Source organism: Vibrio sp. T11.5 (assembly GCF_027587155.1).
Lineage (GTDB): Bacteria > Pseudomonadota > Gammaproteobacteria > Enterobacterales > Vibrionaceae > Vibrio > Vibrio neptunius.
Genome location: NZ_JAPPTP010000034.1, coordinates 1 through 26277, shown reverse-complemented (window position 1 = coordinate 26277; position 26277 = coordinate 1). Strand labels below are relative to the sequence as shown.

Sequence of the window (26277 nt, the reverse complement as noted above, 5' to 3'; positions counted from 1 at the left end):
TGACTTAGCTAACACGCTTAAACTTAATGTCCCATACTCCGTGACCTAAACGGTGACCACGTGCTTCAAACTTGGTCAGAGGACGATCTTCCGGACGTGGAACAAAGTCACCATCCTCGGCGATGTTCTCATATCCAGGCGCTTGATTCATCACTTCAATCATGTGCTCTGCGTAATTTTCCCAATCTGTCGCCATATGGAAGATGCCATCATCAACCTTCAGTTTCTGGCGTACCATCTCAGCAAACTCTAGCTGCACAATACGGCGCTTGTGGTGGCGCTTCTTGTGCCATGGGTCTGGGAAGAATAATTGCAGTGTTGCTAGGCTGCTGTCTGGGATCATGTGGGCAAATACTTCAACCGCATCGTGACACATCACTCGCAGATTGGTCAGGCCAGCTTCACGTGCATCAGCAAGACACGCACCCACACCAGGGCTGTGAACTTCGATACCAAGGAAGTTCTTCTCAGGCGCATTTTTCGCCATCTCAACCAGAGACGCCCCCATACCAAAGCCAATTTCCAGTACCACAGGGTTGTCATTGCCAAATACTTCTTTCCAATCAAGAAGCTTTTCTTGGTAATCAATACCCATTGTCGGCCAGCATTCATTCATTGCGCTTTCCTGACCTTTGGTCAAACGGCCTTCACGACGCACAAAGCTGCGCACTTTGCGTATCAATTTACCGTCTTCATTGTATTCGTTGGTGGTCACTTCACTCATGATTCTGCCTGTCTAAAAATTGCTCTCGACTTAAAGGGATTGTGATTATCCAAAGAATCGACATTGGTGCAAGTATTTTAGGCCATTTCTCGCAGAATAAACCCTTACTCTTTATCGGTTGTACTTTAGACAGTTTATGTGGTGCAATTTTAGCTCACTCAACAAATATAATATTACAGAGCAAGTCGTGACTCCTTTTGCTAGAGCCATCTTAGAATGGTATGAAGACTACGGAAGAAAAAGCCTTCCGTGGCAACAAGATAAAACCGCGTATAGCGTTTGGTTATCTGAGATCATGCTTCAGCAGACTCAGGTCACTACCGTTATCCCTTATTACCAGCGCTTTCTCGAACGCTTCCCGACTGTCGTCGACCTTGCCAATGCAGAGCAAGATGAAGTGCTTCACCTATGGACAGGGCTCGGCTACTACGCGCGAGCACGTAACTTACATAAAGCCGCGAAGATCGTTGCAGAGCAGTATCAGGGGGAGTTTCCTATCGATATTGAACAGATGAACGCCCTGCCGGGTATAGGCCGTTCTACCGCAGCGGCGGTGTTGTCATCTGTCTATAAACAGCCACACGCAATTTTAGACGGCAATGTGAAGCGCACACTGGCGCGCAGTTTTGCTGTTGAAGGCTGGCCGGGACAAAAGAAAGTCGAAAATCAGCTTTGGCAGCATGCTGAAGAACATACTCCCGATACCGATGTCGATAAGTACAATCAGGCCATGATGGATATGGGAGCCATGGTGTGCACTCGCAGCAAGCCCAAGTGTACACTGTGCCCAGTATCTTCCTTTTGTACCGCCTACAAACAAGGTAACCCTCTTGATTACCCGGGAAAGAAGCCGAAAAAAGAAAAACCTGTCAAAGAAACCTGGTTTATTATGCTGCATCACCAAGGGCATGTATGGCTGGAGCAACGTCCACAATCAGGTATCTGGGGCGGGCTATTCTGCTTTCCAGAACATTTTGAAGCACAACTCGATCATCAACTGACAATACGTGGTGTTCTTGACCAAGACATTCAACGCCATGAAACGTTGATTGCTTTTCGCCACACCTTTAGCCACTACCACCTCGATATCACACCAATTTTGGTAGACCTATCAAAGCAACCTGATGTGGTGATGGAAGCAAACAAAGGTCTTTGGTATAACTTATCGCAACCTGAAGAGATAGGTTTAGCCGCTCCGGTAAAACAACTACTGGAAAGCCTGCCTTTCGAACTTCAACATTAATTTAACTCTAAGGAGTCGTTATGAGCCGCACTGTATTTTGTGCTCGACTGAAAAAAGACGCAGAAGGTCTGGACTTTCAACTGTACCCTGGTGAACTAGGTAAGCGTATTTTTGACAATATTTCTAAACAAGCTTGGGCAGAGTGGCAACACAAGCAAACGATGCTGATCAACGAGAAAAAGCTCAACATGATGGATCCTGAGCACCGTAAATTAATCGAAACCGAAATGGTCAACTTCCTGTTTGAAGGTAAAGATGTCCATATCGAAGGCTACACGCCACCAAGCGAATAAAATTTGCCCTACAGGTCAAGGATAGAGAGAATGACATCATTGCGCTGCTTTGATGTCATTTTTTTAGGAGAAATATGAATAAGTTAGCTTACTTTTTTCTGGCAATGGCGCTTACGGGTTGTAGCCGTGAGTTCATTGAAAATATCTACGATGTGAACTTTGAACCAACCAATCGCTTTGCCAAAAACTTGGCCGAGCTACCAGGTCAGTTTCAGAAAGATACGGCGGCACTCGATGCCTTGATCAGTAGCTTCTCAGGCAACATTGCAAAACGTTGGGGACGCGGAGAAATAAAATTTGCAGGCAAGAGCAACTACGTCAAATACATCGACAATTACCTAAGTCGTTCAGAAGTCAATTTTGATAAGGGCACCATTATTATCGAAACCGTTTCACCAACCGATCCAAAAGGGCATCTGAAAAACGCGATAGTGACCACACTGCTAACCCCCGATGACCCAGCAAACGTAGACTTATTCTCCTCCAAAGACATCAAGCTTGAAGGCCAACCGTTTCTTTATCGTCAGGTCGTCGACCAAGATAACAAGCCGATTCAATGGTCGTGGCGAGCAAACCGATTTGCCGATTACCTGATTACCAACAAGCTCAAAGTCAAAAACGTCGACTTCAAAAAAGCCTATTACGTGGAAATTCCGATGGTTGAGGAACAATTTGAGATACGCAGCTATAAGTATGCTGATATCGTTCAAAGAGCTTCACGCCGCTATGGTATTCCAGAAGATCTGATCTACGCGATTATCAAAACAGAAAGTAGTTTTAACCCATATGCTGTAAGTTGGGCCAACGCCTACGGGCTTATGCAGGTTGTACCTAAAACCGCAGGGCGTGATGTGTTTAAGTTGGTGAAGAAGAAGTCTGGTCAGCCATCCCCTGAATATCTATTTAATCCAGAAAACAACATAGATACCGGTACCGCTTATTTCTACATTCTGAAGAATCGTTATCTCAAAGATGTTCGCCACCCGACGTCTCTCGAATACAGCATGATCTCTGCTTACAACGGGGGGACTGGCGGTGTGCTCAATACTTTCAATCGTAATGATAGAAAACGAGCAATGCGCGACCTTAACTCTCTAAAGCCAAATCAGGTTTATTGGGCATTGACGAAAAAACATCCAAACGCAGAAGCGCGCCGTTATCTCGAAAAAGTAACAAAATTCAAAAAGGATTTTAACGCTGGTAAATCATAAGCACTAAAAACGCCTAAATTATCGGCACTCAACCACTTTTTTGAATTTTTTTCTAAAAACAAGTTGACGGCAAGACGGAAAATCCGTTTAATAGCGCTCCGTTGCCCGGATAGCTCAGTCGGTAGAGCAGAGGATTGAAAATCCTCGTGTCGGTGGTTCGATTCCGCCTCCGGGCACCACAATTTCTTTATTGTTGGTGCCTCGCACGAACAATTAGTAAAAGAATAAAGTGTGCCGACTTAGCTCAGTAGGTAGAGCAACTGACTTGTAATCAGTAGGTCACCAGTTCGATTCCGGTAGTCGGCACCATTCTTTTGCCTCGATAGCTCAGTCGGTAGAGCAGAGGATTGAAAATCCTCGTGTCGGTGGTTCGATTCCGCCTCGAGGCACCATTATTTGGTGCTTATCTGATAAGATAACACAAATAATTCCCCCTTAGTTCAGTTGGTAGAACGGCGGACTGTTAATCCGTATGTCGCAGGTTCGAGTCCCGCAGGGGGAGCCATATTAGAAAAAGCCTCATCAGACGATGAGGCTTTTTCATATCTAATGCTCCTGCTTTGTTCCAAAGCAATGTCTCAGACCTAGCCGGCCGCGTTAAGTCCCGCAGGGGGAGCCACTTTCAAGAAGCCAAGTCGAAAGACTTGGCTTTTTTTGTTTTTCACTGCGCCTTACTTGTTCCAAGTAAATGTCTCAGAGCTCGTCGGCTACATACTGCTATTCGACTGCGCCTACTTCCAACCCTCAATCGATTCAACGTTCAAAAACCTCACTGCACCTTTCTCATAGCATCTCAACTTTTTACGGAACTTTGATTTTATTCTCACTGCTCGAAGATAATCTCCCACTAAACTTCTAGGCGTAAATAACAGGCAGTAGTACTGATTCAGGCTGCTATAGTCGAGCCAAAATACGCAGAAAATTGAGTTCAGTTTGCCAATATCCAGAAAAACCGGCTGAACTAGTTCAGGACTAGACACTAATTCGTCTCTTAAACAACTGAAAAGTACCCTTTAAGGTATGTTTTTTGGCTATCTAAATACATTATTCCCTACTCTATCGGGTAGAACTTCTGTTGCTGGCTATACATTTATTATCCGAAATGAGCAAAAACAGCCCATTAAGTATAGAAAAACAACAAACGATATTTTTTTTGCAATTTAATGTTGACCTCTAAGGCGAAAAGCCTTTTAATACACCTCGTCGCCCGGATAGCTCAGTCGGTAGAGCAGAGGATTGAAAATCCTCGTGTCGGTGGTTCGATTCCGCCTCCGGGCACCACAATTTATTAATTGTTGGTGCTTAGCACGAACAATAGTTAAAGAATAAAGTGTGCCGACTTAGCTCAGTAGGTAGAGCAACTGACTTGTAATCAGTAGGTCACCAGTTCGATTCCGGTAGTCGGCACCATTTCTTTAAACGAATAATTCCCCCTTAGTTCAGTTGGTAGAACGGCGGACTGTTAATCCGTATGTCGCAGGTTCGAGTCCCGCAGGGGGAGCCACATTCAATCAGTACGCGAAAGCCTATTGATGAAAAAAGGCGCCGACTTAGCTCAGTAGGTAGAGCAACTGACTTGTAATCAGTAGGTCACCAGTTCGATTCCGGTAGTCGGCACCATTATTCCCCCTTAGTTCAGTTGGTAGAACGGCGGACTGTTAATCCGTATGTCGCAGGTTCGAGTCCCGCAGGGGGAGCCATATTAGAAAAAGCCTCATCAGAAGATGAGGCTTTTTCGTATCTAGTGCAAAGCAATGTCTCAGACCTAGCCGGCCGCGTTGAGTCCCGCAGGGGGAGCCACTTTCAAGAAGCCAAGTCGAAAGACTTGGCTTTTTCCGTTGTTGCGTAACGACCCATTTGTTGAGCTTGTGGTCTCGATAATCGCCACTAGTATTAAATACTCAGATGATACGCATGCATAAGAGCAACAATCTCCACATCTCTTGGTTTGTCTAAACAATACATTCGTCGACCCTCTGATCTTATAAGCTCATTAATCCGTCGTTTTGCTTGTTTAAACTACCAGTACTGGCACTTTACACTTAGTACAAAAAAGCCCCAGTCGATGACTGAGGCTGCTGTAGATAGATATCAGACCAGATTAAACTTTTACGCCCGCTTTCTCATTGAGCTGCTCCACTTCTTTGTCCAATGACTCTAGCTTGTCTTTCATCTGTTCTCGACAAAGAGTAGAAAGTTCGCGAATACTCTCTTTCCCGTACCCTTCAGTAATAATGGGTGGCAGCATCTCAACAATAACATGTCCATTATTCCAACGATTGATCTTAAGCCCATCGGTCGAGCTGCATACAATTGGAATAATGGGTAGTTGAGCACCAATCGCTGCATGGAAGGCACCTGTTTTAAACGGTAGTAAGCCACGACCACGTGAACGCGTGCCTTCAGGGAACATCCAGACGGATACATCACTCTGATTCATGCTATCCACAACCTGATCGATAGTCCCCTTCGCCTTTGAGCGGTTCGCACGGTCAATCAGAATATTACCTGTTAACCAGTAAAGTTGGCCAAACAATGGCATCCACGCCAAGCTCTTCTTGCCTACTGTGACTACTTTTGGCGTCACAGCAGAAGACACGGTAAACAAATCCCAGTTGTTCTGATGGTTGGCAATATATATATGCTGCCCACGCTTGTATGCATCTTCTGGTAAGCGCAGTTCTAGTGTGATGCCAAATACACGTGACATCTTGCCAAATAGGCGCCCAAAGGTAAAAACGTGTTTAGGGTTACGCGGGCTCAGCAAACAATAGCCACACCCAAACACAAACATCACAATTGCAAAAATCGCGACAGCGAACACACGTAGTAGTGCAATCATTAGTTGCTCTCCAAGAACAAAGTAGTCAATAAGATTTGCCCATGACTCTAACTGATCTAACGCTTATAAAAAAGCCGAAACTCTCGTTTCGGCTTACAAATGTTAGCTGAACTTAGTTAGAGTCCCGAAATCGTTCTATATTGGCACCGAGAGCAGACAATTTATCTTCGATTTTATCGTAACCGCGATCGATATGATAAATACGATCAACAATCGTCTCACCATTCGCAATACAGCCTGCGATAACCAAGCTCGCTGAAGCACGCAAATCCGTCGCCATGACTTGCGCACCGCTGAGTTCTTCGACATCACCACAAATCACAGTGTTGCCTTCGATTTCAGCTTTAGCCCCCATACGCATTAGTTCAGGTACATGCATAAAACGGTTCTCAAAAATAGTTTCTGTGATCACACCACCGCCTTTCGCCATTAAATTCAGTAGAGTGAACTGAGCTTGCATGTCTGTTGGAAAACCTGGGTGCGGCGCTGTACGTACTGTCACCGCTTTAAGTTCTCGGTCTGTCATATCAACTGAAATCCAGTCTTCGCCTGTCTCAACTTTCGCGCCAGCTTCTTCCAGCTTAGCCAACACTGCCTCAAGGAGTTGAGCCTTGGTATTGCGACACACAACTTTACCGCCAGACACAGCAGCAGCGACAAGGAAAGTCCCTGTCTCAATACGGTCAGCAACGACAGCATGTTGACCACCACCGAGACGTTCAACCCCTTCAATGGTGATGGTATCAGTACCAGCACCAGAAATCTTAGCACCAAGCGTATTCAGGAATTCCGCCGTATCAACAATTTCTGGCTCACGCGCTGCGTTATCCAGTACTGTCTTGCCCTCAGCCAGAGTCGCAGCACACATAATCGTAATCGTTGCGCCTACACTGACCTTATCCATCACAATGTGCGCACCTTTCAGACGACCATCCACACTAGCTTTAACGTAACCATCTTCCAGTATGATTGTGGCACCTAGCTGCTCTAGCCCATGGATATGCAGATCCACAGGACGTGCACCAATAGCACAACCGCCAGGTAAAGATACTTGACCTTGACCAAAACGCGCCACCAATGGACCCAATGCCCAGATAGATGCACGCATCGTCTTCACTAGGTCATAAGGAGCGCAATATTCATTAATACTGCTCGGGTCAACGTGTACAGAACCATTACGTTCTACTTTGGCACCTAGACGTTTGAGCAATTCCATCGTCGTGTCGATATCACGCAGATGCGGCACGTTGGCTACTTCAACGGGCTCTTCCGCTAAAATAGAGGCGAAAAGAATTGGCAATGCTGCGTTTTTCGCACCAGAGATTGTGACTTCACCAACCAGAGGTTGTTTTGATCCTTTTACTCTAAACTTATCCATCATTAACCCTTACAGTGACATCAACTTCTTATCACGTGCCCACTCTTCTGGTGAGTAAGCTTTAATGGAAACGGCATGGATGTCATTTCTTTGGATATATTCCATCAATGGAGCGTAAATCATTTGTTGCTTCTTAACGCGGCTCATTCCTTCGAAGCTAGCATCAACAGCGACCACTTCGTAATGGCTGCCTTCACCTTTAACGTGTAACTCTTCTAGGCTAAGTGCTTCTTCTAAAATCTGTTGTACTTTTGCGCTATCCACAATTTACCCCTGTTTAATTCTTTAAATGCCCATCGATAAGCTCTTCGATATTACTCAACTGAAATAAAGTTAGCAGTTGTTTTGGCACGAAGCTGAGCATTATATGACAGTTTTGCTTTTTTGCATGCTCTAATAGATGAATTAGCATCACCATGCCCGCTGAATCAACTCTTTCAATCTTTTCTAAGCTGATTTCAATCGTCGAGCTGGTTGTTTTCCAGTTGCATAAAGAGCGCCATAGGGCAGGTACTGACTCTCTATCTAGCGACCCAGTAATTTGGTATTGGCTGTCAGACAAACGTAACCACTGCTCAGTGCTCATTGTGCTTTACCTTCAAAACGAATTGGCTTCGCCGCGAGATCTTCTAAATCTTTTGCTACTGCAAGAATGCCTTCCTGACGTAATTTCCCACTCCATTCAGACTGTTTGCTTGACAATAGGCTAATGCCCTCAGCGATCATATCAAACGCCTTCCATTCACCAGTCTTTTTATCCTTCCGGAGTTTAAACTCAAGTTTGATGTTTGGACGTGGTGCATCAATGATTTCAACTTTCACGCCAGCAATGCTTTTCTTCGGACTGGATTTTGGTTCTGGGCCAAACTCGATATCTTGGTCAGTGTACTGAGTTAGTACCTGAGCATACGAACTGACAAGATAAGCTCGAAATGCTTCAATGAACGTACCAACATCCTCTCGCTTTGCCCCTTTCAAGTTAGGACCTAAAAGCTTAAGTGCTGCATACTTTTCATTGACATATGGCATCAGCTCCTCCTCAACAATCACTTTAAGGTAATCCGGATCCTGATGTACTTTATCTTGCTCAGCTTTCAGTCTGGCAAATGCCTGCTCAGACACCTGTTTCATCATCTGGTAAGGCTGGGTTTTATCTATTTGAGCCGCCCAAGCGGTGCTCGACAAAGCAAATGTCACTAAAGTAAGTACTAACTTTTTCAGCATGATTATTCCTCTTCTTTAGCCGAATCAGAACCGCCAACGCTGTACAGCACCTGGCCGATCAAGTCTTCTAAAACTAGAGCGGATTTAGTGTCTTCAATATAGTCACCTTCCACCAGCATTTGCTCGTCATCAAAAACAAAGCCCGGCGTTAAACCAATGTACTGCTCGCCAATAAGGCCAGAAGTTAAAATCTTAACGCTGGAAGTTTCTGGAAATTGGTCAAATTGACTGTTAATCGCCATCGTCACGACAGGTAACAAGTTTTCAGTATCTAACCCAATGTCCGTCACTCGCCCAATAACAACACCACCCACTTTCACTGGCGAGCGGACTTTAAGACTGCCGATATTGTCGAACTCTGCTTTCAGTGAGTAAGTATCATTTGAGCCAATGCCCTTTACGTCAGCGACTTGAAAAATCATCACTAGAATTGCGCAAATTCCAGCAAGGACAAAGCTGCCGACCCATAATTCAGTTTTTCTTGTTTGTTGCATACTTAGTTCCCAAACATCAATGCAGTCAGTACAAAGTCTAAGCCTAGTACCGCCAATGAAGAGTGTACGACAGTGCGTGTCGTTGCACGGCTAATACCTTCCGAAGTGGGAATGGCATCGTAACCGTTAAACAGTGCTATCCAAGTTACGGCAATGGCAAACACTAGACTCTTAATCATGCTGTTACCAATATCTTGCCCTAATTCAACAGAAGCTTGCATGGCTGACCAAAAACTACCGTGGTCAATACCTTTCCAATCAACCCCCACTAACTGGCCACCCCAAATACCAATAGCCATAAAAATCATGGCTAGCATTGGCATAGAAATCACACCAGCCCAAAAACGCGGTGCTATCACTCGTTTTAATGGGTCGATGGCCATCATTTCCATACTGGACAGCTGCTCTGTGGCTTTCATTAGGCCAATTTCAGCCGTCAATGCAGAACCCGCTCGCCCAGCAAATAGCAATGCTGTTACCACAGGCCCCAGTTCCCGCAGGAGTGACAAGGCTACCATCTGGCCCAAGGCGCCTTCAGCGCCAAAATCGACCAAGATGACGTAACCCTGTAAGCTCAATACCATGCCAATAAATAGGCCAGACAGTACAATAATGATCAGAGACTGAACGCCAACGCTGTAGAGTTGTTTTACCAGCAAAGGGAAGTTTTGGATTGGACGTGGACGAGAAGCTAGCGCACCAAGGAGCATTAAGCTAGCACGGCCAAACGACTCACAAACACCCATCGCTCTGCGTCCTGTTGATGCGACAAAATTCGCGAAGCCAGAAACCATCAGAATAGCTCCTTCTCTATAGACTGAGCTGGATAACGAAATGGTACAGGGCCATCTGCGTCTCCTTTGAGAAATTGTTGAACCTGTGGATCAGGGTTATCACGCAGGGCTTGTGGCGACCCTTTAGCTATAATTTTACCGTTAGCCAGAATATAGACCCAATCGGCGATACTCATCACTTCAGGCACATCATGAGAAACAACGATAGAAGTCACACCGAGTGCTTGATTAAGGTTACGTATCAGCTCCACCAACACTCCCATAGTGATCGGATCTTGCCCCACAAAAGGCTCATCGTACATAATCAGTTCTGGGTCAAGGGCGATGGCACGGGCTAGTGCGGCTCGACGAGCCATTCCACCCGACAACTCACTTGGCATCAACTGAGAAGCCCCACGAAGCCCCACCGCCTCTAATTTGAGTAGTACTAAGGTTCGAATAAATCTTTCATTTAAGTCGGTATGCTCACGAAGTGGAAAGGCAACATTGTCAAACACGTTAAGATCAGTGAACAAGGCTCCAGATTGGAATAACATGCTCATTTTCTTACGCTCTTTGTACAATTTTTTGCGGCTGAGTGACGGAATATTCTTACCATCAAACCACACCTCACCTCGCTCTGGATAAATCTGACCACCAATCAGACGGAGTAACGTCGTCTTGCCTATACCTGAAGGCCCCATAATGGCGGTGACCTTACCTTTTGGCACCTGTAAGCTAATATCATCAAATATCTTCCTTTCCCCACGGGAAAAAGTCAGATTTTTAATGGTTACGAGATCTACTGAGGACATGTTGGACCCTGACTTAGCGCTTAGAATGGGCAATCATAAGCACATTGTGTGAAAATTAAAAGCACTGTTCAATTAAATATGGTAGACCTGTTAATATTAGAAGTCGGTTTCATTGTAGCCACATATAATCGCCATCAATTTAAATAGTTAATAATTAATTGCTTCCCTTTTCGCCCCTAAACCGTCAAAATTAACGGTTAAATTTGTCCCGTTGTACACAAAATTAAGGATCATCATGTTTGAAGCCATTGCGTTTCTAGTCGTAGGATTAGTCATTCTGGTATGGAGTGCAGATAAGCTTGTTTTTGGCGCCGCGGCTCTAGCCCGAAATGTCGGAATATCTCCACTGGTGATCGGTATGACCATTCTAGCAATGGGCTCTTCAGCACCTGAAATGATGGTATCAGCAACCGCCGCTCTTGATGGAAAAACCGATACTGCGGTAGGCAATGTTTTAGGCTCTAATATTGCCAACATTGCGCTGATTCTTGGCATCACAGCGATGATCAAACCTCTCTCAATCAGCTCAGCAGTATTACGCCGAGAACTACCACTTATGATTGGCGTAACGATTTTGGCTGGTATCTTACTGTGGGACAGCCACTTAGGTTTTTACGAAGGCGTACTTCTTTTCGTTCTGTTTGCGGCCTTTATTATCGCTATGCTGCGCATCAGCAAAAAGGAGAAAAAAGCGGGCAGTGATGATCCGCTATTAGTAGAACAAGAGTCAGAAATACCAGAAGGCGTCAGTAATGGTAAAGCAGCAATATGGGTTGTGATTGGTTTGGTACTCCTGCCGGTCGCCGCAGATACGCTCGTGACTAACGCTGTATTTATCGCCCAATACTACGGTATGAGTGATCTTGTTATCGGCTTAACCATCATTGCTGTAGGAACCAGTTTACCAGAACTCGCGGCTTCACTAGCGGGTGTCATGAAGGGCGAAGACGATATGGCCGTTGGCAATATCATTGGATCTAACGTATTCAATATTCTCGCAGTCATGGGCATTCCAGGCATCCTCAACCCTGCCACACTTAGTGAATATGCAATGGGGCGAGACTTTTGGATAATGCTAGGCGTCTCATTGTTGCTGGTTGCAATGGCATTGGGTAAATCTCGTAGTATCAACCGAGCTGAAGGTGCTGTATTATTCTGCTGTTTTATTGCTTATCAAGGATATCTCATCCTGAACATGACAGCTTAACTTTATTTTTGCCTGCCGGAGTGTGACATGTTTGATTTTCGCTCTGCTGCTCTTGAAGTACTAAAAACAGAAATCGAAGCCCTTGAGCAGCTAGATCAATATTTTAATGAGGATTTCATCCAAGCCTGTGAACTCATTCTTGCCAATAGAGAAGGTAAGGTTGCTGTCATGGGGATGGGTAAATCAGGACATATTGGTAATAAAATTGCCGCTTCACTAGCTAGCACTGGAACATCCGCATTCTTTGTTCACCCAGGTGAAGCCGCTCATGGCGACTTGGGAATGATCAAACCTGGTGATATCGTGCTTGCGATCTCCAACTCAGGAGAATCAGCCGAAATCTTAGGGCTTTTTCCTGTTTTGAAGCGCCTCAACATCAAAATCATTAGCATGACAGGCAAGCCAAGCTCGACTATGGCGAAGCTATCTGACTTTCACTTACAGATTACGGTTCCCAAAGAAGCTTGCCCACTGGGATTGGCTCCAACAGCAAGTACCACCGCGACATTGGCCATGGGTGACGCACTGGCGGTTGCTTTGCTGCAGGCTCGCGGTTTTACCGCTGAAGATTTTGCCCTCTCGCACCCCGGTGGCGCATTAGGCAGAAAGTTGCTGCTTAAACTATCAGACATCATGCACACGGATGATCAACTACCTTTAGTCACACCAGATACTGTAGTCCGAGAAGCATTGCTGGAAATCAGCCAGAAAGGCTTAGGAATGACTGCAGTCGTTGATAGCCACCAACATCTAGTAGGGATTTTCACTGACGGCGATCTACGCCGTATTCTCGATAAGCGAATTGATATTCACAGTGCTTTGATTGGTGAAGTGATGACGACCAACCCCACGACCGCCAGTCCGAACATTCTTGCTGCTGAAGGCCTAAATCTTATGCAGCAAAAAAGCATTAATGGCTTAATTCTATGCCTAGACGGTAAGGTTGTCGGTGCATTAAACATGCATGATTTGTTAAAAGCGGGGGTGATGTGATGTCGAAATTAATTGAAACCCTGTATAAACCAGTGGAACAAAACACGCTTAACATTGCCAAAGAAATTAGATTGTTAATCTGCGATGTCGATGGCGTCTTCTCTGACGGTCTTATTTACATGGGTAATGATGGAGAAGAGCTAAAAACATTTCATACACGAGATGGATACGGCGTTAAATCTTTGATGAATGCGGGCATCAAAATCGCTATTATCACTGGTCGACAATCACGTATTGTTGAGAATCGCATGAATGCTCTGGGAATATCACTGATTTACCAAGGGCAAGACGATAAAGTAAAAGCTTATCAGGACATTTGCAGCAAATTGAATATTGCGCCAGAGCACACCGGCTATATAGGTGATGATCTTATTGACTGGCCTGTCATGGAAAAAGTAGCTTTAAAAGTCTGTGTCGCTGACGGACATCCACTCCTGGCTCAACGCGCAAATTACGTCACTTCAATACGTGGCGGACACGGTGCAGTCAGAGAAGTGTGTGACCTCATTTTACAAGCACGCAATGAACTTGATGTCCACAAAGGTCTAAGTATATGAGTTTATCCCGTATCGGTTACCTGATACTGGCATTTGTTATCTGTTGGTCGACTTACTACCTATTTGATAAAGGACAGGGGTACGACATTCAGGTAGAACCGGATACCGAGCTACCCATGTTTAGCGGTGAAGATTTAGTGAATACCTCATACAACCAGGAAGGTATTCGCAGCTACATCATCACATCCGTTAAACTCGATCACTATGCAAAAAGTGGTGATACCTTTTTTGATCAACCGGTCTTAAAAGTATACAAAGAAGGCACAACCCAAGAGTGGGAGGTCACTGCTGACCGAGGCATTCTAGGGCAAGATCATGTGCTGACATTATATGACAACGTATTGGCGAAAAACCTATTGCCAGATTCTGGCTTTGACACCATGTCAACGGATGTACTCGGCATCCAGTTGGATAATCGCGATTTTTGGGCAGACAACCAAGTGACCTTGGTTGGTCCTCAGTTTGAAACAGTAGGTCAGGCAATGAAAGGCAACTTTGCTGAAAACAACGCCATCCTCTACAAACACGTACAGGGTAGATATGAAACTCTCACACCTTAGTCTAATTTCTTGTTTGCTGATTTCTGGGCATGCTCTGGCGCTGTCTACCGATCAAGATCAGCCTGTCTACATCGATTCAGACAGCCAACAGCTTGATATGCAGAGCAACAAAGTGACCTTTCTTGGTGACGTGAAGCTCAAGCAAGGCAGCATAAATATTAATGCCGATAAAGTCATCGTGACTCGCGACCCTAGTGATGGGTCTATTCAAGAAATCGAAGGATACGGCGATTTAGCCACTTTCTCACAGCTTACTGATGATGGAAAAACCCTCTACGGTGAAGCAAAAGAGCTTTACTACGTAATGGTAGACGATCAACTCACAATGATCGATAAAGCGATGTTGTCCCAAGACGATAGTGTTATTCGTGGTACCAAAATCCGCTATAAAATCTCTTCTCAAAAGCTCATTGCTGATGGTAAAGAGAAAGGCGACCGCGTCTCAACAGTTCTTCAGCCACAAGCAGTGCAAGAATAATTATGGCAAAACTCAAAGCAGAGCATTTAGCAAAGACCTACGGAAATCGCAAAGTAGTTACTGACGTCAGTCTAGAAGTCACTTCAGGACAAATTGTAGGGTTGCTTGGTCCGAACGGAGCAGGTAAAACCACTTCGTTTTATATGATTGTCGGCTTGGTAGCTCGCGATGAAGGGTCAATTACTATTGACGGTCAAGATATCAGTATTCTACCGATGCATAGTCGTTCTCGCATGGGTATTGGCTATCTCCCACAAGAAGCATCTATCTTCCGTAAATTGTCAGTTGAGCATAACATCATGGCGGTACTAGAAACACGTGAAGAGCTAACCCGTGAGCAACGCCAAGATAAGTTGGAAGACTTATTGGAAGAATTCCACATTCAGCACATTCGCCACAGTGCAGGTATGGCACTATCAGGGGGTGAACGTCGTCGTGTTGAAATCGCTCGAGCTTTGGCTGCGAACCCACAATTTATCTTACTGGACGAGCCTTTCGCGGGTGTTGACCCAATATCGGTCATTGATATTAAGAAAATCATTGAACATCTGCGTGATCGCGGGCTAGGCGTTTTGATTACCGACCACAACGTCCGAGAAACATTAGACGTGTGTGAAAAAGCGTATATTGTGAGCCAAGGACACCTGATTGCAGAAGGCACACCAGAACAAGTGCTTAACAACGAACAGGTAAAACAAGTTTATCTCGGCGAACAATTCCGTCTATGATTAAAGTGAAGAACGGTAAGATTCTATAGCATCTAAGGCAAGTAATACTGAATGAAACCCTCATTACAACTCAAGCTAGGACAGCAGTTAGCGATGACCCCACAGCTTCAGCAAGCCATCCGTTTGCTGCAGTTGTCAACGTTAGATCTTCAACAGGAAATTCAGGAAGCCTTGGATTCTAATCCTCTCCTAGAAGTAGAAGAAGGCGGCGACGAGACCTCAAATGTCGAAGACAAGTCAGCGAGTGAGGAAAAAGACCCAAGTGCTGAAGTGACAGAGTCTGAAGTCAAAGACAGTTCAGAGCTTATCGAAAAATCTGAAATCAGCAATGAACTTGAAATTGATACCACTTGGGAAGATGTCTATAGCGCCAACACTGGCAGTACAGGGATTGCTCTTGATGACGACACCCCTGTTTATCAGGGTGAAACTACGCAATCACTGCATGACTACCTGACTTGGCAATTGGATCTGACACCTTTTAGCGAGACAGACCGCACCATAGCGATGGCAATCATAGACGCAATCGATGACTATGGCTACTTAACCATTTCCACTGGCGATATTTTAGAAAGTTTCAATCACGAAGAAATCGAATTAGATGAAATCGAAGCGGTTCGCAAACGAATCCAGCAATTTGATCCACTCGGCGTAGCATCACACAATCTGCAAGATTGCCTGCTCTTGCAATTAGCGACTTTTCCTGAAGATACACCGTGGCTCAAAGAAGCTAAGTTAGTACTAACTGACCACATAGAACAGTTGGGAAATCGTGATTACAAGTTAATAATTAAAGAAGCCAAACTGAAAGAAGCTGAACTTAAAGAAGCACTCAAGCTTATTCAGCAGCTCGATCCTAGACCCGGAAGCCGAATATCAGCTGAGCACGCAGAATACGTCATTCCTGATGTTTCTGTGTTTAAGGATCATGGTAAATGGGTAGTCACTATCAACCCAGACTCCGTACCACGCCTTAAAGTCAATCAACAATACGCAGCGCTAGGCAAAGGAAACAATTCAGATAGCCAGTATATTCGCTCAAACCTGCAGGAAGCAAAATGGCTCATTAAGAGCTTGGAAAGTAGAAATGAGACACTACTCAAAGTTGCTAAGTGCATTGTTGAACATCAACGCGATTTTTTCGAGTATGGTGAAGAAGCGATGAAACCAATGGTGCTGAACGACGTCGCATTAGATGTCGACATGCACGAATCGACAATTTCACGGGTAACTACTCAAAAATACATGCATACGCCTCGTGGTATTTTCGAACTAAAGTATTTCTTCTCCAGCCATGTCAGTACCGATAATGGTGGAGAATGTTCATCAACTGCAATTAGAGCCCTAATTAAAAAGCTCGTAGCTGCTGAAAACAGTGCTAAACCGCTGAGTGACAGCAAGATTGCAGCTCTACTCGCTGACCAAGGGATTCAGGTCGCTAGACGAACAATAGCTAAATACCGAGAATCACTAGGCATTGCCCCTTCCAGTCAGCGCAAACGCCTGCTTTAGGCACTAAACGAGAAGGAAAGTCTATGCAAATCAATATTAATGGCCAACACGTTGATCTCACCGATTCAATGCAAGACTACGTAAACGAAAAGTTTCAAAAGCTTGAACGTTTCTTTGACCACATAAATAACGTTCATGTTGTTTTAAAAGTTGAAAAACTCCGTCAAATCGCAGAAGCTACCCTTCACGTAAATCAGGGCGAAATTCATGCATCTGCCGACGAAGAAAGCATGTATGCCGCTATCGACGCTCTTGTTGACAAACTGGTTAGGCAGCTCAACAAGCATAAAGCAAAACTAAATACCCACTAGATACCATGCAATTAAGCGAAATCCTTTCATTGGACTGCACCAAAAGTGCGGTCCAATGTACCAGTAAAAAACGCGCTCTGGAAATGATCAGTGAAATCGTCGCTGAGCAGACCGGACAAAACTCTACCGAACTTTTCGAATGCATGCTTAGCCGAGAAAAGATGGGCAGTACTGGCATCGGAAATGGAATAGCCATTCCCCATGCTCGTATGCAATCCAGCGACAAAGCTGTTGCGGTTCTTATTCAATGCCAATCCCCTGTCGAGTTTGACTCGATAGATAATCGCCCTGTTGATCTTCTTTTTGCCCTGCTTGTGCCTGACGCACAGTGCAAAGAGCACCTCAAAACCCTGTCTAGCATGGCAGAGCGTTTAAATAACAAACAGATTCTCAAACAGCTACGCAAAGCTCAGTCCGACGAAGAACTTTATGCCATTATGGTGAATCAGTAATGCGCCTCATTGTCGTCAGTGGTCAATCTGGTGCGGGAAAAAGCGTCGCTCTGCGCGTACTCGAAGATTTAGGTTATTACTGCGTCGATAACCTGCCAGTAAATTTGCTCGATAATTTCGTTAAATCGGTAAAATCTAGCAAACAAAACGTAGCAGTCAGTATTGATATCCGTAACCTGCCAACAGAGCCGAATTTAGTTACTGATGTTCTGACTAGGTTAAAGAAGTCGTCAGATGTCAGTGTACTGTTCTTAGATGCCCAAAAAGACACGTTGCTCAAACGCTACAGTGAAACGAGGCGTATACACCCTCTTTCACTCAGTCTCGAAAATACCTCACTTGAACAAGCCATTGAAAAAGAACGTTGTATTCTTTCCCCATTGAAAGAGCATGCCGATCTGATCATCGATAGCAGCAACCAATCACTACATGACTTAAGTGAGACTGTTCGCATGCGCGTTGAAGGTCGAGAACGCAAAGATTTAGTGATGGTATTTCAGTCATTTGGCTTTAAGTATGGCTTGCCAAGTGATGCAGACTATGTGTTTGATGTACGTTTTCTGCCGAACCCACATTGGGAACCCGCATTACGTCCAATGACGGGGCTCGATACACCGATTAAATCTTTTCTGGAAAGTCATCAAGATGTATTGGATCTTAAACAGCAGATCCAGAAATTCATCGAAAACTGGCTGCCATTATTAGAAAAAAACAACCGTAGTTATTTAACCGTAGCAATTGGCTGCACAGGCGGTAAACATCGCTCTGTTTACCTCACTCAGCAAATTGGCGACTACTTCGCAAAAATGGGTCATCAGGTCCAAATTCGCCACACTACATTAGAGAAAATACATAAGGAATAGCGTATGCAGCAACAGAGTAGAACCGTCCTCATTCAGAACAGACTGGGGCTCCATGCTCGCGCTGCTGTTAAACTCGTCGAACTAGCCCAGTCTTTCGACGCTATTCTCACCATTCAAAACCATGAAGGTAAAGAGGCAACCGCTGACAGCGTCATGGGTTTATTAATGCTCGAATCCGCTCAAGGCGAGCATGTCACCATTAACGCTGAAGGCAATGATGCCAATCCTGCCCTTGAAGCGGTCTGCCAGTTAATTGAAGCCAAGTTCGAAGAAGCAGAATAATTTTTCCACTGATACAAGAAAAATCACTACCTTCATATTAACTTATTAAATAAACACTAAAATTAAGTTACTATTCGACGCATTGTAAGCAAATAGAGTTAGGGGGAATGTATGGCCGAGCAAATTGAATTTGACCAAGCTCACCAAGCCCTCCAAGAAGTCACAGAAGCTCTAGAAAATGGTCGATTTGTCCATGTCCGTCGTCAGCTTCATGACATGGAACCAGAAGATATTGCCCATCTCTTAGAAGCCTCTCCACGTAAAAGTCGTGAAGTCCTTTGGCAACTTACTGATCCCGAAGATTACGGTGAAATCCTCGATGAATTGAACGAAGACGTCAAAGATGCTCTGGTTTCTAAAATGGAACCCGAAATGCTGGCCGAAGCGACAGAGGGTATGGACACTGATGATGTTGCTTACGTTTTACGTAGTCTACCAGACGATGTCTCACGTGAAGTTCTGTCCCAAATGGACACCGCCGATCGCTTGCGAGTGGAAACCGCGCTTTCTTACCCTGAGGATAGCGCTGGCGGGCTGATGAACACCGACGTAATCACCATTCGTGGTGATGTCGATGTCGATGTCGTCTTGCGTTATTTGCGTATGAAAGGGGAGCTGCCTGAAGCAACCGACGCACTGTATGTAATAGATGAGAACAGCCAGCTGCTCGGTCAATTGCCGATCACGACCCTAATCACTACCCAACCCGATATAAAAGTCTCTGAAGTGATGCAAGATGTGGACGAAGCCATCGAAGTCACCATGAGCGATTCCGATATTGCCAGCCTGTTTGAGCGCCGTAACTGGGTTTCCGCTCCCGTCATTGACGAGAACCAGCATCTTGTCGGTCGTATTACCATTGATGACGTGGTAGATGTAATTCGTGAAGACGCGGAACACTCCATGATGAGTATGGCGGGTATGGACGATGATGAAGATACCTTTGCACCGGTGGTTAAGTCGGCTCGTAAGCGGAGTATCTGGCTAGGTGCAAACGTGTTAGCTGCGCTTGCGGCGGCATCAGTTTCAAACATGTTTGAAGCCACATTAAATCAGATGGCGGCCATTGCTGTTTTGATGACTATCGTTCCTTCTATGGGCGGCGTGGCAGGCAACCAAACTGTTGCTCTGGTAATCCGAGGCCTCGCATTGGGCCATATCGGTGATGCCAACAAACGCGAGCTGCTAATGAAAGAAGCAGCAATCGGCCTGTTGAACGGTATCATGTGGGCACTGATCATTGGTGGTATCGTCATAGCATGGAAAGGTAACTGGATGCTCGGCGGGATTATTTCCGCAGCCATGTTAACCAACCTTCTGGTCGCCGGAATCGCCGGGGTCACCATCCCTATCTTATTAAAGAAAATGAATATCGACCCTGCTTTGGCCGGAGGGATGGCATTAACCACAGTCACCGATGTGATTGGCCTCTCCGTGTTCCTTGGTCTTGCTACCATTATGATCTGATAGGTAATCATCAAATAAAAAGCACAGCTTTTGCTGTGCTTTTTTGAGCCAACTTGTAGAGAATTAGTTAATATTTGGTCCTAACCACTTTTCAGCTTCTAACCTATCCCAACCTTTACGATCAGCGTAACTTTCGACCTGATCCGGCTGGATCTGCGCGATCGCAAAGTAACGTGAATCTGGGTGAGAGAAGTACCACCCTGATACAGACGCTCCTGGCCACATTGCATAGCTGCTGGTCAAAGACATCTCAATCGTCTCTTCCACCTTGAGCAACTCCCAAAGTGGACCTTTCTCAGTATGCTCTGGACAGGCTGGATAACCTGGAGCTGGGCGAATACCTTGATATTTTTCACGAATCAGATCATCGTTAGAAAGATCTTCATCCGCAGAATATCCCCAAATTTCCTTACGCACTTTTTCATGCAGGTACTCAGCAAAAGCTTCAGCCAAGCGATCCGCCACAGCTTGAATCATAATCGCGTTGTAATCATCTCCCGCTGCTTTGTATTCATCAGCGAGTTCACGTTCTCCAATACCACCGGTTACCGCGAATGCGCCAATCCAGTCTTTCTTACCTGAAGATTTTGGTGCGATGTAATCAGAGAGACAGTAATTATAGCCTTTAGGCTTCTCAGTCTGCTGACGAAGATTGTGTAATACTTTAGCCACTTTAGTACGCGACTCATCGGTGTACACTTCGATATCATCTCCAACACTTGCTGCTGGGAATAACGCACACATACCACGTGCTTTAAGCAAACCTTCTCGCTCGACCCTATCAAGCAGCTCATTCGCATCAGCAAACAACCTCTTTGCTTCTTCTCCGACTTCTTCGTGTTCAAGAATGACAGGGTACTTACCAACTAAAGACCAAGTCATAAAGAATGGAGTCCAGTCAATGTATTCACGTAACGTTGCTACCTCAAAATCATCGAAAACATGTACACCCGGTTTAGCTGGCTCTGGTGGAGTATACGCTTCCCAGTCAATCGCGACCTTATTTGCTCGTGCTTGTTCTAAAGTGATAGGTTTCGTACGCGGTTTCTTGCGATTATGCTGGTCACGTACACGCACGTAGTCGGCATCAAGTTTTTCAACAAATTCAGGACGACGCTCGTCAGACAGCAATGAAGTGCATACTCCAACGGCTCTTGAAGCATTGTTAACGTAAACCACTGGGTGCTTGTAGTTTTGCTCAATCTTAACCGCAGTGTGTGCTTTCGACGTTGTCGCGCCACCGATCAGTAATGGCAGATCGAAATCAAGACGCTCCATCTCTTTCGCCACATGCACCATTTCGTCCAATGAAGGAGTAATTAGGCCGGACAAACCAATAATATCTACATTCTCTTCTTTGGCGACCTTGAGGATCTGCTCACATGGCACCATCACGCCAAGATCAATGATCTCATAGTTGTTACATTGCAGAACAACACCGACGATATTCTTACCAATATCGTGAACATCCCCTTTCACTGTTGCCAGTAGTATCTTACCGTTTGAAGAACCCGCTTGTTTTTCCTTGTTAATGAACGGCTCTAAATGCGCTACTGCCTGCTTCATGACACGTGCGGATTTCACCACTTGAGGAAGGAACATTTTACCTTCGCCAAATAAGTCGCCGACCACATTCATGCCATCCATTAGCGGCCCTTCAATCACCTCCAATGGTTTACTGGCATTCACACGAGCCTCTTCAGTATCTTCAACGATAAACTCGGTGATCCCCTTGACTAATGCATGCTCTAATCGCTTCTCAACTGCCCAAGTACGCCATTCAAGCGCAGAGGCATCTTCTTCCTTACCGACACCTTTACCTGCGTACTCAGTAGCAATATCGAGCAAGCGCTCGGTACCATCATCGCGACGGTTTAGTACCACGTCTTCTACGGCTTCACGCAATTTCTCTGGGACGTTGTCGTAAATCTCCAGTTGGCCTGCATTGACGATCCCCATATCCATACCATTTTTGAAACAGTGATAAAGGAATACAGCGTGAATTGCTTCACGTACATAGTTATTACCACGGAACGAGAACGAGACGTTCGACACACCGCCAGAAATCATCGCATGCGGCAAATCTCGTTTAATATCGGCAACAGCGCCGATAAAATCGACCGCATAATTGTTGTGCTCTTCAATACCTGTCGCAACAGCAAAGATATTCGGGTCAAAGATAATGTCTTCAGGTGGGAAGCCGACTTCATCAACCAGAATGCGGTAGGCGTTGGTACAGATTTCAAGCTTACGTTCGCGTGTTTCTGCCTGTCCTACTTCATCAAACGCCATTACGATGACAGCAGCACCATAGCGACGGATTAGCTTAGCCTGCTCAATAAACTTCTCTTTGCCTTCTTTGAGCGAGATAGAGTTAACAATACCTTTACCTTGAATACATTTCAGTCCGGCTTCAATGACCTCCCACTTAGAAGAGTCGACCATGATAGGTACTTTAGAGATCTCTGGCTCAGATGCACACAGATTGAGGAAACGCACCATACATGCTTCGGCATCCAACATGCCCTCATCCATATTGATATCGATGATCTGAGCGCCATTTTCCACCTGCTGCCGAGCAACTTCTAACGCTTCATCATAGAGCTCTTCTTTAATCAAGCGCTTGAAACGAGCAGAGCCAGTCACGTTAGTTCGTTCACCAACATTGACGAATAAAGTGTCTTTTTCAATAGCTAGCGACTCAAGACCAGACAAACGACACGCCACATTTAAGTCTGGGAGTTGACGGGGAGCCACACCTTCAACGGCCTCTGCCATCTGACGAATATGTTCTGGTGTGGTACCACAACACCCGCCTATTAAGTTCAGGAAGCCGCTTTCCGCCCATTCTTTAACGTGCTTGGCCATGTCCTCTGGTGAGAGGTCGTATTCACCAAATGCATTCGGTAAGCCCGCATTCGGGTGCGCGGAGACAAAGCTTTCTGAAATACGTGACATTTCTTCAACGTATGGACGGAGCTCGTCTGGGCCTAAAGCACAGTTCAAACCAAATGACAGCGGCTGAACGTGACGTAGTGAATTGTAAAACGCTTCCGTTGTTTGACCAGAAAGCGTTCGTCCTGAAGCATCAGTGATCGTTCCCGAAATCATGATCGGTAATCTAACACCCATCTCTTCGAAAACACTGTCGACAGCAAAGGCACAAGCCTTCGCATTTAAGGTATCAAAAATCGTTTCAATTAGAATGAGGTCTGAGCCACCTTTAATTAAGGCGCGCGTCGATTCAGAATACGCAGCAACTAGCTCATCAAACGTAACATTGCGATAACCGGGGTCATTTACATCAGGTGAAATCGAACAAGTACGGTTCGTTGGGCCGAGAACACCGGCCACATAGCGTGGCCTATCTGGGGTTTTTGCCGTCCACTCGTCTGCCACTTCGCGAGCGAGCCTAGCAGCTTCAAAGTTTATTTCTTCACTCAGGCTTTCCATATCGTAGTCAGCCATTGCGATGGTCGTTGCGTTAAATGTGTTGGTCTCAAGAATATCCGCGCCAGCTTCCAAATACTCGGCATGGATATCTTTAATTAATTTGGGCTGTGTCAGAACCAAAAGATCATTATTGCCTTTCAGGTCACAATGCCAATCGGAAAAACGCTCACCTCTATAGTCAGCTTCTCCCAGCTTATGGCTCTGGATCATGGTCCCCATACCACCATCTATCAGTAAGATGCGCTTACTTAGTTGAGCTTCTATCTGTTGTCTTATATTACTTCCCACAGTACAGCCTCATTCCTTTAGTTATCTTTCCATCCTATCACACATTAAAAAGGAGTCTAGACGTCTAAATGACTAAATTAATCACCTCTACATGACAAAAAAGTGTTTGCTATTTAATCACGTCGAGAACAAAATTCTCCTTCATAATTTGTTACATCCTGGGTATCCAATGTCGGTCTATTACACTCTCTGTTTTCTGTCCGCAGCAGCAATGTTAATCGCTTTTGTAAACAGCAAGATAGGTAAAATGCAAACCACAATTGCCATCACTGCAGGCTCAATGGTTTTATCTCTTCTTATTCTTATTGCAGGTCAAAACAACTGGTTCCATTTAACAGAAATTGCTTCGAAGACAATGTCGAGCATTAACTTCGAAGATTTTTTGCTGAAAGGGATCTTAGGCTTTCTCCTATTTGCAGGCGGTTTGGGGATTAAACTCCCTCATCTTAAAAACCAAAAATGGGAAATTACAGTGCTCGCGCTGGGAGCAACACTGTTCTCGACCTTCTTTATTGGTTTCGCACTTTATGGTTTCTGCCATTTGATAGGCGTGCAATTCGACTTAGTTTACTGCCTATTATTTGGTGCATTAATCTCTCCAACTGACCCAATTGCAGTACTGGCTATCGTAAAAAAGCTGGATGCGCCGGAACGTATCTCAACCCAGATCGAAGGTGAGTCCTTATTTAACGATGGTTTTGGTCTCGTCATTTTTGTCACCCTGTTTACGATCGCTTTTGGCACTGAAGCGCCAACGGTTGGAAGCGTGACAATGCTGTTCATTCAGGAAGCCATTGGCGGCATCGTCTATGGTTTTGCACTTGGCCTGCTGTTCCACTACCTTATCAGTGCGACCGATGACCACTCTATGGAGTTACTACTGACCATAGGTATACCGACCGCTGGCTATGCGTTTGCTGAAGTTCTGCACGTTTCAGGACCATTAGCGATGGTGGTATCCGGTATTATGATCGGGAACTGGACCCGATTTATCGGATTCTCTAAAGAAAGTGAAGATCACCTCGATCATTTCTGGGAGCTGGTCGATGAGTTCCTCAACGGCGTTCTGTTCCTATTAATAGGTATGTCGATGTTGCTATTTGAATTCCATAAGGAAGATTGGATTCTCATGGCGTTTTCAGTTCCATTAGTACTCGCTGCTCGCTATCTAAGCGTGTTCTGTTCATATATTGGATTTAAACGTCATCGTCAGTACAACCCTTGGTCAGTAAAAATTCTGACTTGGGGTGGGCTACGAGGTGGTCTAGCGTTAGCGATGGCGCTTTCCATCCCTTCAGGGATTTGGGTTATCCAAGACAAACTCATCGACGTAAAAGAAATCATTCTAGTCATGACTTATTCTGTCGTGGTGTTCTCGATCCTCGTTCAAGGTTCGACAATCACTCCTATGATAGAAAAAGCAAAGAAAGCAGAGAAAGAAATGCAGCCTGAGCCGAGCTCAGTGAAGTCATCTGATAAAGAATAACCAATATCGAATTACCCATTTGAAAGCCGCTCTATGAGCGGCTTTTTGTTATCCGGCGATAAACAGAGATGGACGCTTATTCACTTTCAGGGCTGGAATCAATAGGGTGGAATCAATAGGGTGGAAAGTTGTTTGAGCAGATTGTAACTATCTGTAGATAGGAGTTGATTATGACTTTCACCAAGAACCAAGTTCCTATACTGGTCTATGCGCAAATGGCGGTAAATTCACTTTTGTTTCGCCTCCATAACTAGTTATAGAGCCGTCAGTCAATCTTTAAGTAAATAGTTTTCCAATAACAGATCAACTGCAAAGCTTAAGTTTCTCGGTAAACCTTGGGTCACTAGTCCTGCAGTATGTATAAACCCATTAGCCAAAGAGCAAAATAACTCCGCACTTGCAACCAGTTACCCAGCATAGCTGTTGAGGTCGGGAATAAGTATGAGCTAGGGTCTTCTGTGCTCAAGTTGAGCTCATTCTCCGCAAGAGAGTAGTTGTGCTCTACCCCCGCATTTCTCAACAAGTTCCAAACATTGGGGATGCCTAGTTCGGGCCTATTTCTAATTGGGAACCATTGGTCACAGACCAACAGTAATACTGCAGATACGAAAAAGCCCTAACATTGCTGTTAGGGCTCTTTCTA

Annotated in this window: 26 protein-coding genes and 9 tRNA genes; 25 read left to right on the top strand and 10 right to left on the bottom strand. The window is 45.1% G+C overall.

All coding sequences use genetic code 11. The features are described from left to right. Positions 1-4: 4 nt before the first annotated feature. The gene (gene trmB / locus OH455_RS21695) at positions 5-724 is read right to left on the bottom strand and encodes a tRNA (guanosine(46)-N7)-methyltransferase TrmB (RefSeq protein ID WP_269982761.1); all 720 of its coding nucleotides are present in this window, start codon (positions 722-724) and stop codon (positions 5-7) included. A 187-nt stretch (positions 725-911) separates the two neighbouring features. Between trmB and mutY the strand changes: the two genes are divergently transcribed. The 12 genes from mutY to OH455_RS21635 all read left to right on the top strand — a co-directional run bounded on the left by mutY (position 912) and on the right by OH455_RS21635 (position 5171). Beyond that, on the top strand, positions 912-1967 hold the full coding sequence (gene mutY, locus OH455_RS21690; protein ID WP_269982771.1) for an A/G-specific adenine glycosylase: 1056 nt from the start codon (positions 912-914) through the stop codon (positions 1965-1967). Positions 1968-1987: 20 nt separating this feature from the next. After that, the gene (locus OH455_RS21685; protein WP_206371910.1) at positions 1988-2260 is read left to right on the top strand and encodes an oxidative damage protection protein; all 273 of its coding nucleotides are present in this window, start codon (positions 1988-1990) and stop codon (positions 2258-2260) included. A 74-nt stretch (positions 2261-2334) separates the two neighbouring features. Then, positions 2335-3471 (top strand): membrane-bound lytic murein transglycosylase MltC, encoded by a 1137-nt coding sequence (gene mltC, locus OH455_RS21680; protein WP_269982760.1) that lies wholly within the window; start codon positions 2335-2337, stop codon positions 3469-3471. A gap of 103 nt (positions 3472-3574) precedes the next feature. Continuing rightward, positions 3575-3650, top strand: a tRNA-Phe gene (locus OH455_RS21675). Between the two features lie 54 nt (positions 3651-3704). Further along, positions 3705-3780: transfer RNA gene (locus OH455_RS21670), tRNA-Thr, on the top strand. Positions 3781-3787: 7 nt separating this feature from the next. After that, positions 3788-3863 (top strand) — tRNA-Phe (locus OH455_RS21665). Positions 3864-3900: 37 nt separating this feature from the next. After that, a tRNA-Asn gene (locus OH455_RS21660) sits at positions 3901-3976 on the top strand. Positions 3977-4676: 700 nt separating this feature from the next. Beyond that, positions 4677-4752, top strand: a tRNA-Phe gene (locus tag OH455_RS21655). Positions 4753-4805: 53 nt separating this feature from the next. Then, positions 4806-4881, top strand: a tRNA-Thr gene (locus OH455_RS21650). A gap of 18 nt (positions 4882-4899) precedes the next feature. Next, a tRNA-Asn gene (locus tag OH455_RS21645) sits at positions 4900-4975 on the top strand. Between the two features lie 40 nt (positions 4976-5015). After that, positions 5016-5091 (top strand) — tRNA-Thr (locus tag OH455_RS21640). Between the two features lie 4 nt (positions 5092-5095). Beyond that, positions 5096-5171, top strand: a tRNA-Asn gene (locus OH455_RS21635). Between the two features lie 401 nt (positions 5172-5572). Here the strand turns inward: OH455_RS21635 and OH455_RS21630 are convergent. The 8 genes from OH455_RS21630 to mlaF form a co-directional block, all read right to left on the bottom strand. Next, on the bottom strand, positions 5573-6313 hold the full coding sequence (locus OH455_RS21630) for a 1-acylglycerol-3-phosphate O-acyltransferase (RefSeq protein ID WP_045977384.1): 741 nt from the start codon (positions 6311-6313) through the stop codon (positions 5573-5575). Positions 6314-6425: 112 nt separating this feature from the next. After that, positions 6426-7691, bottom strand: coding sequence for a UDP-N-acetylglucosamine 1-carboxyvinyltransferase (gene murA / locus OH455_RS21625; RefSeq protein ID WP_269982759.1), 1266 nt, complete (start codon positions 7689-7691; stop codon positions 6426-6428). 9 nt (positions 7692-7700) lie between these two features. Then, entirely contained in the window at positions 7701-7955 is a 255-nt protein-coding gene (gene ibaG / locus OH455_RS21620; protein ID WP_045977386.1) for a BolA family iron metabolism protein IbaG, read from the bottom strand. Positions 7956-7968: 13 nt separating this feature from the next. Further along, complete coding sequence (locus OH455_RS21615; protein ID WP_045977387.1) at positions 7969-8277, bottom strand: STAS domain-containing protein; 309 nt, start codon at positions 8275-8277, stop codon at positions 7969-7971. Further along, positions 8274-8915 (bottom strand): MlaC/ttg2D family ABC transporter substrate-binding protein, encoded by a 642-nt coding sequence (locus OH455_RS21610; protein ID WP_045977388.1) that lies wholly within the window; start codon positions 8913-8915, stop codon positions 8274-8276. Before OH455_RS21610 ends, OH455_RS21615 begins: the two co-directional genes overlap by 4 nt. Positions 8916-8917: 2 nt before the next feature. Further along, complete coding sequence (mlaD, locus tag OH455_RS21605) at positions 8918-9409, bottom strand: outer membrane lipid asymmetry maintenance protein MlaD (protein ID WP_045977389.1); 492 nt, start codon at positions 9407-9409, stop codon at positions 8918-8920. Positions 9410-9411: 2 nt separating this feature from the next. Beyond that, entirely contained in the window at positions 9412-10203 is a 792-nt protein-coding gene (mlaE, locus tag OH455_RS21600; protein WP_045977390.1) for a lipid asymmetry maintenance ABC transporter permease subunit MlaE, read from the bottom strand. Then, positions 10203-10997, bottom strand: a complete 795-nt coding sequence (gene mlaF, locus OH455_RS21595; protein ID WP_045977391.1) for a phospholipid ABC transporter ATP-binding protein MlaF — start codon at positions 10995-10997, stop codon at positions 10203-10205. The genes mlaE and mlaF overlap by 1 nt, the downstream gene beginning before the upstream one ends. A gap of 235 nt (positions 10998-11232) precedes the next feature. Between mlaF and OH455_RS21590 the strand changes: the two genes are divergently transcribed. The 12 genes from OH455_RS21590 (at position 11233) to mgtE (ending at position 20407) form a co-directional block, all read left to right on the top strand. Next, the gene (locus OH455_RS21590; RefSeq protein ID WP_045977392.1) at positions 11233-12204 is read left to right on the top strand and encodes a calcium/sodium antiporter; all 972 of its coding nucleotides are present in this window, start codon (positions 11233-11235) and stop codon (positions 12202-12204) included. A 27-nt stretch (positions 12205-12231) separates the two neighbouring features. After that, positions 12232-13197, top strand: coding sequence for a KpsF/GutQ family sugar-phosphate isomerase (locus OH455_RS21585; RefSeq protein WP_269982758.1), 966 nt, complete (start codon positions 12232-12234; stop codon positions 13195-13197). Then, positions 13197-13754, top strand: coding sequence for a 3-deoxy-manno-octulosonate-8-phosphatase KdsC (gene kdsC / locus OH455_RS21580; RefSeq protein WP_269982757.1), 558 nt, complete (start codon positions 13197-13199; stop codon positions 13752-13754). Before OH455_RS21585 ends, kdsC begins: the two co-directional genes overlap by 1 nt. Further along, complete coding sequence (gene lptC, locus OH455_RS21575) at positions 13751-14314, top strand: LPS export ABC transporter periplasmic protein LptC (protein ID WP_045977395.1); 564 nt, start codon at positions 13751-13753, stop codon at positions 14312-14314. Before kdsC ends, lptC begins: the two co-directional genes overlap by 4 nt. Further along, the gene (gene lptA, locus OH455_RS21570; RefSeq protein WP_045977396.1) at positions 14295-14792 is read left to right on the top strand and encodes a lipopolysaccharide transport periplasmic protein LptA; all 498 of its coding nucleotides are present in this window, start codon (positions 14295-14297) and stop codon (positions 14790-14792) included. Before lptC ends, lptA begins: the two co-directional genes overlap by 20 nt. Positions 14793-14794: 2 nt before the next feature. After that, positions 14795-15520 carry an LPS export ABC transporter ATP-binding protein gene (gene lptB / locus OH455_RS21565; RefSeq protein ID WP_045977397.1) on the top strand — a complete coding sequence of 242 codons (726 nt, stop codon included), beginning with the start codon at positions 14795-14797 and terminating at the stop codon, positions 15518-15520. Positions 15521-15571: 51 nt separating this feature from the next. Next, the gene (locus OH455_RS21560; RefSeq protein ID WP_269982756.1) at positions 15572-17032 is read left to right on the top strand and encodes an RNA polymerase factor sigma-54; all 1461 of its coding nucleotides are present in this window, start codon (positions 15572-15574) and stop codon (positions 17030-17032) included. Between the two features lie 23 nt (positions 17033-17055). Further along, a complete protein-coding gene (gene hpf, locus OH455_RS21555) occupies positions 17056-17343 on the top strand; it encodes a ribosome hibernation promoting factor (protein ID WP_045977399.1) in 288 nt (95 codons plus the stop codon). A 5-nt stretch (positions 17344-17348) separates the two neighbouring features. Further along, positions 17349-17795, top strand: a complete 447-nt coding sequence (ptsN, locus tag OH455_RS21550) for a PTS IIA-like nitrogen regulatory protein PtsN (RefSeq protein WP_045977400.1) — start codon at positions 17349-17351, stop codon at positions 17793-17795. Then, positions 17795-18658: an RNase adapter RapZ gene (gene rapZ, locus OH455_RS21545; protein ID WP_206371917.1), complete on the top strand. Its 864-nt coding sequence runs from the start codon at positions 17795-17797 to the stop codon at positions 18656-18658. Before ptsN ends, rapZ begins: the two co-directional genes overlap by 1 nt. Before the next feature lie 3 nt (positions 18659-18661). Continuing rightward, the gene (locus OH455_RS21540) at positions 18662-18940 is read left to right on the top strand and encodes an HPr family phosphocarrier protein (protein WP_045977402.1); all 279 of its coding nucleotides are present in this window, start codon (positions 18662-18664) and stop codon (positions 18938-18940) included. Positions 18941-19051: 111 nt separating this feature from the next. Beyond that, the gene (gene mgtE, locus OH455_RS21535; RefSeq protein ID WP_045977403.1) at positions 19052-20407 is read left to right on the top strand and encodes a magnesium transporter; all 1356 of its coding nucleotides are present in this window, start codon (positions 19052-19054) and stop codon (positions 20405-20407) included. Between the two features lie 63 nt (positions 20408-20470). On the opposite strand, the gene metH is transcribed toward mgtE, so the two are convergent. Continuing rightward, positions 20471-24148, bottom strand: coding sequence for a methionine synthase (gene metH / locus OH455_RS21530; protein ID WP_269982755.1), 3678 nt, complete (start codon positions 24146-24148; stop codon positions 20471-20473). A 169-nt stretch (positions 24149-24317) separates the two neighbouring features. Between metH and OH455_RS21525 the strand changes: the two genes are divergently transcribed. Continuing rightward, positions 24318-25634, top strand: coding sequence for a cation:proton antiporter (locus tag OH455_RS21525; RefSeq protein ID WP_269982754.1), 1317 nt, complete (start codon positions 24318-24320; stop codon positions 25632-25634). The last annotated feature ends 643 nt before the right edge of the window (positions 25635-26277 follow it).

Excerpts from the sequence above, each read along its gene's own strand:
- trmB (WP_269982761.1), bottom strand. The coding sequence starts at position 724 with ATGAGTGAAGTGACCACCAACGAATACAATGAAGACGGTAAATTGATA.
- OH455_RS21685 (WP_206371910.1), top strand. The coding sequence starts at position 1,988 with ATGAGCCGCACTGTATTTTGTGCTCGACTGAAAAAAGACGCAGAAGGT.
- mltC (WP_269982760.1), top strand. The coding sequence starts at position 2,335 with ATGAATAAGTTAGCTTACTTTTTTCTGGCAATGGCGCTTACGGGTTGT.
- OH455_RS21630 (WP_045977384.1), bottom strand. The coding sequence starts at position 6,313 with ATGATTGCACTACTACGTGTGTTCGCTGTCGCGATTTTTGCAATTGTG.
- murA (WP_269982759.1), bottom strand. The coding sequence starts at position 7,691 with ATGGATAAGTTTAGAGTAAAAGGATCAAAACAACCTCTGGTTGGTGAA.
- OH455_RS21615 (WP_045977387.1), bottom strand. The coding sequence starts at position 8,277 with ATGAGCACTGAGCAGTGGTTACGTTTGTCTGACAGCCAATACCAAATT.
- OH455_RS21610 (WP_045977388.1), bottom strand. The coding sequence starts at position 8,915 with ATGCTGAAAAAGTTAGTACTTACTTTAGTGACATTTGCTTTGTCGAGC.
- mlaD (WP_045977389.1), bottom strand. The coding sequence starts at position 9,409 with ATGCAACAAACAAGAAAAACTGAATTATGGGTCGGCAGCTTTGTCCTT.
- mlaE (WP_045977390.1), bottom strand. The coding sequence starts at position 10,203 with ATGGTTTCTGGCTTCGCGAATTTTGTCGCATCAACAGGACGCAGAGCG.
- mlaF (WP_045977391.1), bottom strand. The coding sequence starts at position 10,997 with ATGTCCTCAGTAGATCTCGTAACCATTAAAAATCTGACTTTTTCCCGT.
- OH455_RS21590 (WP_045977392.1), top strand. The coding sequence starts at position 11,233 with ATGTTTGAAGCCATTGCGTTTCTAGTCGTAGGATTAGTCATTCTGGTA.
- OH455_RS21585 (WP_269982758.1), top strand. The coding sequence starts at position 12,232 with ATGTTTGATTTTCGCTCTGCTGCTCTTGAAGTACTAAAAACAGAAATC.
- kdsC (WP_269982757.1), top strand. The coding sequence starts at position 13,197 with ATGTCGAAATTAATTGAAACCCTGTATAAACCAGTGGAACAAAACACG.
- lptC (WP_045977395.1), top strand. The coding sequence starts at position 13,751 with ATGAGTTTATCCCGTATCGGTTACCTGATACTGGCATTTGTTATCTGT.
- lptA (WP_045977396.1), top strand. The coding sequence starts at position 14,295 with ATGAAACTCTCACACCTTAGTCTAATTTCTTGTTTGCTGATTTCTGGG.
- lptB (WP_045977397.1), top strand. The coding sequence starts at position 14,795 with ATGGCAAAACTCAAAGCAGAGCATTTAGCAAAGACCTACGGAAATCGC.
- OH455_RS21560 (WP_269982756.1), top strand. The coding sequence starts at position 15,572 with ATGAAACCCTCATTACAACTCAAGCTAGGACAGCAGTTAGCGATGACC.
- hpf (WP_045977399.1), top strand. The coding sequence starts at position 17,056 with ATGCAAATCAATATTAATGGCCAACACGTTGATCTCACCGATTCAATG.
- ptsN (WP_045977400.1), top strand. The coding sequence starts at position 17,349 with ATGCAATTAAGCGAAATCCTTTCATTGGACTGCACCAAAAGTGCGGTC.
- rapZ (WP_206371917.1), top strand. The coding sequence starts at position 17,795 with ATGCGCCTCATTGTCGTCAGTGGTCAATCTGGTGCGGGAAAAAGCGTC.
- OH455_RS21540 (WP_045977402.1), top strand. The coding sequence starts at position 18,662 with ATGCAGCAACAGAGTAGAACCGTCCTCATTCAGAACAGACTGGGGCTC.
- mgtE (WP_045977403.1), top strand. The coding sequence starts at position 19,052 with ATGGCCGAGCAAATTGAATTTGACCAAGCTCACCAAGCCCTCCAAGAA.
- OH455_RS21525 (WP_269982754.1), top strand. The coding sequence starts at position 24,318 with ATGTCGGTCTATTACACTCTCTGTTTTCTGTCCGCAGCAGCAATGTTA.